Raw genomic sequence first — 4,541 nt, 5'->3', positions numbered from 1 at the left:
TTTTTAGGGTACTTTAATGAAAATAGCATAAGAGATAAACAAGTATCAATTAGACTAAGTCAGAATCTAGTGTAAAGCATGTGACTTTAACTTTGTAAACTATGTGCCTTAACGAACATTTGAAAAATGAAATCGAAAACTATAATAATTTTAATATCACTCATCTTTTTTCAATATTCGTGTAAATCAAATTTGTCGAATGAATACAAAGTTGGTCAACATAAATTACGAATAAATGTCCCCAACTCCTTCGAAGAGATAAGTCTTGATCAAGCGAATAAATTTTCGAAAGAAGGAATTGAACTTTTTGAGCAAAGTGGATATACAGGATTTAGTGACCAAAAATCGCTCTTCTTTTTCCAAAAAGGCGAGTTTAGTTTGTTAAAAGCAAAAAAGTATAAATTAGAGCAAAATGTAATTGAGAATTATGAAAGTCAATGGAATAGTATGAAAGGTATTCTATTCGACGTCTTAAAGAAAAAGACAAGCGAAATGGAAGACGCAACAATTGATAGTATTTCGAGAATTGAAAAAATAAATGGAATTAATTTTTATGTATTTGAAACTAATATTTACTTGCGGGATTTGAATAATACTAATACCAACCTCAAATCATTAAGATATAGCACAGTAATTGACAACGAAGATTTGGTAATAGACGCAAGCTTTATCAATCAAAACGATTCAATTGACATAAAAAAAAGTATAAAAAGCATTAAGATTGCGAAATAAACGTTGCCTAACAATGTATAAAAAAAATAGGGCAAGTAAGTGCTAAACTCAATGGTTCAGGCTTATTTGCGAGGTCGCCAAATCTTTTGATTTGGCTTTTAGATGAATAATATAAAACAAAATACAAAAGATTTGGCTTGTGGTTAATATGAAAGGAAATTTCTTATTTACAGCCCTACTTCTTTTATACTAAACGTTACCTGTAATCGTAAAAACGAAAATAACTAAGAATGAAATCAATTGAAGAAAAGATAAAAGGAATCAACTTAGTATCGGATAAGTTTAATGATTTAAGAGGTGAATTTATTTCAAATCAACAAATTATTGTAGACATTCTAAAAGATTCAATAGACAAATTTGCAGATGATTTTCATTTAACTAGAGACAATAGCGTACGTAAACTAAAATTTTACGGAATTGTAAATCGTGTAAAGGAAAAAGGGAGTTTCTCTGAAAAGTTAATTAGAAACAATCATTATAATTTATTTACTGAAAATTTAAATGATCTTGGAAACGTTAATCAACCTGAATTAAAATCTAAAATCAAAGAAATTGACGACTTAATAGGTATAAAAATACTCACTGATTTAAACATAGACTCTATAAATATGTTTAAACTAATTAGTTCTACTAAATTCCTACAAGTACTATCTGACAAAGGTATAGTTATCAATGAGTCTGATTTAGATACCCAGCCAGTTCCAATGAAAAATGGCTTAAATATATTCAAATTACGCTGTACATATGAAAGTTGGAACTTTGAACTTCAAATTAAGAGTAAATTGGAATCAGCTTGGGGAGATATGGAACATTCTATTTTCTATAAAGATTATAAAATAACCCCTGTTAGAGACTTAGCTCAACAATCAATGAATCATATAGGCAAACTATTGATCCAAATTGACGAGTTTTTACAAGAGATTAGAGAAGCTAATAGTAATTTTACCATAAACTCTAATATTATACTTTTTGTAAATGATTTTGAGAAACTATACGCTGAAAAAGTAACTAAAGTCTTAAATGGGATTAATTACAATTTTAAAAAAATTGCAGCTCTAACTTACAATATCCATAATGTTGGTAATGACATATTAAAAGATCTAAGTCTAAAGACAGAACATCTATCCCTTGTATGTCCAAAATACTCATTCTATATTAATTTGAGAAATGAAGATTTTGACCTTCAAATATTCGAATCAATCATTCTTACCAGTTTTGAAGAAAAAATAACCTCAGAAAATATTGAAACTGTTCTTGATAAATTTTTTAGTTTAATTGAAAGCTCTTATCGAAAAATGATTCTTGACAACAAATTAGTTCAAGATGAAGAACTAGCAGACAGATATACAAATCTGTTTTTTGATACTTGCATTAATTATAATTGTAAAGAATATATTCTAAATACAAAAAATGTATTTAACCATATTAATAACTTAAAATTATTCGAGGAAATAATAGAAGTATTAGAGCTAGAGGAAAATGAAAGAGATAACATCCTCAAAGTATATTCAATACACTGTTTCAGTGGTGATTTAGAGTCGTTTATTGCTACAATAGACAAACATCAATTACTTGATAATTTAGAAAGGTCTAAATCAGAGTTAGGAAAAGTTGACAACTTAGCCGACAAAATATCTAATAATTTAAATGCATTAATAAACATTTTAGGATAATATGAATTACCCAGCAATTAAATATAATCAATCAAACTATCCATTGATTTCAACAGTGTTACCTTATAATGTAATTAACAGTAAAAGCAAAACACTTATTTACGGTATTGATGATGGTGGCTACCAAAGAATTCAGGATGAAAGACACTACCAAAATATTAGAAAATATATAGAAACTGAAAATTTTGTTTTTCCAAACTCTATAATATTAGCTATTGACAAAGAACAGTTTGAAAATATTGTAGTGGAAAATAGTGAAGATTTAATTTATCTTAATCTAGATGATCATAAAGATAATTTATTTAGAGTTGTTGACGGACAACATAGATTATTAGGTATAGAGCAAGCTATCATTAACAACCCCAAATTAAATGATTTAAAATTACAGGTTTCAATCATTATAACACCCCAAAATAGAAGATCTATAGAAATGGAAATTTTTAGTAATATTAATTCCAAAGCTAAAAGATTAAAAACCGATTTAATAGAATTAGCTAAATATGACTTCAGAATATTAGAGGACAGAATTGGGGCTAAAGATCTGAATTCACATATAGCAATCAATACAGCTTTTAAGTTGAACGAAAACACAACAATAAGTGATAATGTATGGCAAAATGCAATAAAAATTGGAATTCATTCAGAAAATAAAATTGGAATAATTGGAGTTACGGCATTTATACAATCTATCTCGGGCATTGTATCAAGTTATATAAACTTAAATCAAGTGCAAATAAATTCTATGGAGGATAAAGAACTTATTTTATTTTCTAGAAATGCTGCTAAAGAAATTTCTGATTTTTTAATTCAAGCTTGGAGAGTTATTAATGAAAGATGGCCTCAAGCATTTTTAGACCCATATAAAACATTAGATATTGACAATCAATATAAATCTATAGTTTATGATCCCAATTTTTATATTCAAAAAACCTTAGGATGCAAGTCAATTAATTACTTGATAGCTGATATTTTAAAGGATAGATTCGATAATATTTTCAATGCATCCGTATTAGAAGATTTTAAAAGAATTATCTATGATTGCAAATTGAGCACATATGATTGGAAACTTGGTAAAACTTTAAGTGGAATCAGTTCAGAATCAGGGTTTAGAAAAGTGACTAGAATATTAAAAAACGAAGAGGATTTCGTAAGAAAAGAATAAAGACTACAGGTAACAATGTATATAAAAAATAGGCTAAATAGTAATAAATTCAAGGGTTTAGGCTCGTACAAAGTTTGTGCTTAATTGAAAGTTCGGTGCTTCGTAATCGCCTACTTTTCATATACTAACCGTTGTGCTTAATTTACAGAATGAATAATATTGACAACATAATAAAGAAAATTATACCACCTGATTCTAGAGAAGAAAGAGAAGGTTTTTCAAATCACATTATATTGTCAGAATTAAATCAAGCGGAATTGCAAGTTGTGGAAAAACAACTAATCGAATTGTTGAATGAAAAGAATGACTATTTAATTGGGGAAACTTTAGTCTATCTAAATTCAAAAGATTCCATAAATACTTTAAGAAAAAGACTAAATGAAGCTGACTCGGGATTTGAAAAAATAAAATGGGCTAGTTTCATAAATGACATAAGTAATAGAGATTTAAACGCGGAAAAAGTAGCTTTTGAGGAGTTTGAGAAATTAGAGTTTATTTACGAAGTACAAGGAATAGTGTTCTATGACTTAATACGTTTTAAAAGCGAAAGAATCAATAAATTAATCGAAACATTTGTAGAGCATAAATACTTTTTGGTTGCACATCACGCCAAAATAGTTTTGAATTACGAATGCTATGCGGATAAATATGCCGAAATGAATAAAAAAAGAACAACTGAAAAACGAAGTTGGGAATTTTGGAAATAAAAAACTAAGCACAACAATGTATAACCGCAATTACGGCGGATTCGACTGCGTCCGAATCCACGCGTAATTGCTACCATAGGTGCTTATCCAAAAAACATTAAATTTATCCCGTAACTGCGGTTATACTAAACGTTGGCACCAATTAGGGTACGGTAAAGGGACATCCTTTACAAAGTTAAAGGGACATAGTTTACACTTTTAAGATTCATAAATTGCTTGAAAAAGCGATTTATCATGGTCTGGAAAGCAAAAACTAAAATGGAACAA

4 protein-coding genes are annotated in these 4,541 nt (G+C 28.3%); all 4 read left to right on the top strand.

Features of this window, described 5'->3' with window-relative positions:
• Positions 1–192 precede the first annotated feature (192 nt).
• The 4 genes from AC3RVG_RS15965 to AC3RVG_RS15950 all read left to right on the top strand — a co-directional run bounded on the left by AC3RVG_RS15965 (position 193) and on the right by AC3RVG_RS15950 (position 4,274).
• Positions 193–732: a hypothetical protein gene (locus AC3RVG_RS15965; protein ID WP_489692473.1), complete on the top strand. Its 540-nt coding sequence runs from the start codon at positions 193–195 to the stop codon at positions 730–732.
• 230 nt (positions 733–962) lie between these two features.
• On the top strand, positions 963–2,405 hold the full coding sequence (locus tag AC3RVG_RS15960) for a hypothetical protein (protein ID WP_489692472.1): 1,443 nt from the start codon (positions 963–965) through the stop codon (positions 2,403–2,405).
• 1 nt (position 2,406) lies between these two features.
• Positions 2,407–3,567: a DGQHR domain-containing protein gene (locus tag AC3RVG_RS15955; RefSeq protein WP_489692471.1), complete on the top strand. Its 1,161-nt coding sequence runs from the start codon at positions 2,407–2,409 to the stop codon at positions 3,565–3,567.
• A 149-nt stretch (positions 3,568–3,716) separates the two neighbouring features.
• Positions 3,717–4,274 carry a hypothetical protein gene (locus AC3RVG_RS15950; RefSeq protein ID WP_489692470.1) on the top strand — a complete coding sequence of 186 codons (558 nt, stop codon included), beginning with the start codon at positions 3,717–3,719 and terminating at the stop codon, positions 4,272–4,274.
• Positions 4,275–4,541: the final 267 nt, after the last annotated feature.

This window comes from Aequorivita sp. IT1282 (assembly GCF_058068205.1).
This window is presented reverse-complemented; position numbering and strand designations above follow the sequence as displayed.

Excerpts from the sequence above, each read along its gene's own strand:
- AC3RVG_RS15960 (WP_489692472.1), top strand. The coding sequence starts at position 963 with ATGAAATCAATTGAAGAAAAGATAAAAGGAATCAACTTAGTATCGGAT.
- AC3RVG_RS15955 (WP_489692471.1), top strand. The coding sequence starts at position 2,407 with ATGAATTACCCAGCAATTAAATATAATCAATCAAACTATCCATTGATT.
- AC3RVG_RS15950 (WP_489692470.1), top strand. The coding sequence starts at position 3,717 with ATGAATAATATTGACAACATAATAAAGAAAATTATACCACCTGATTCT.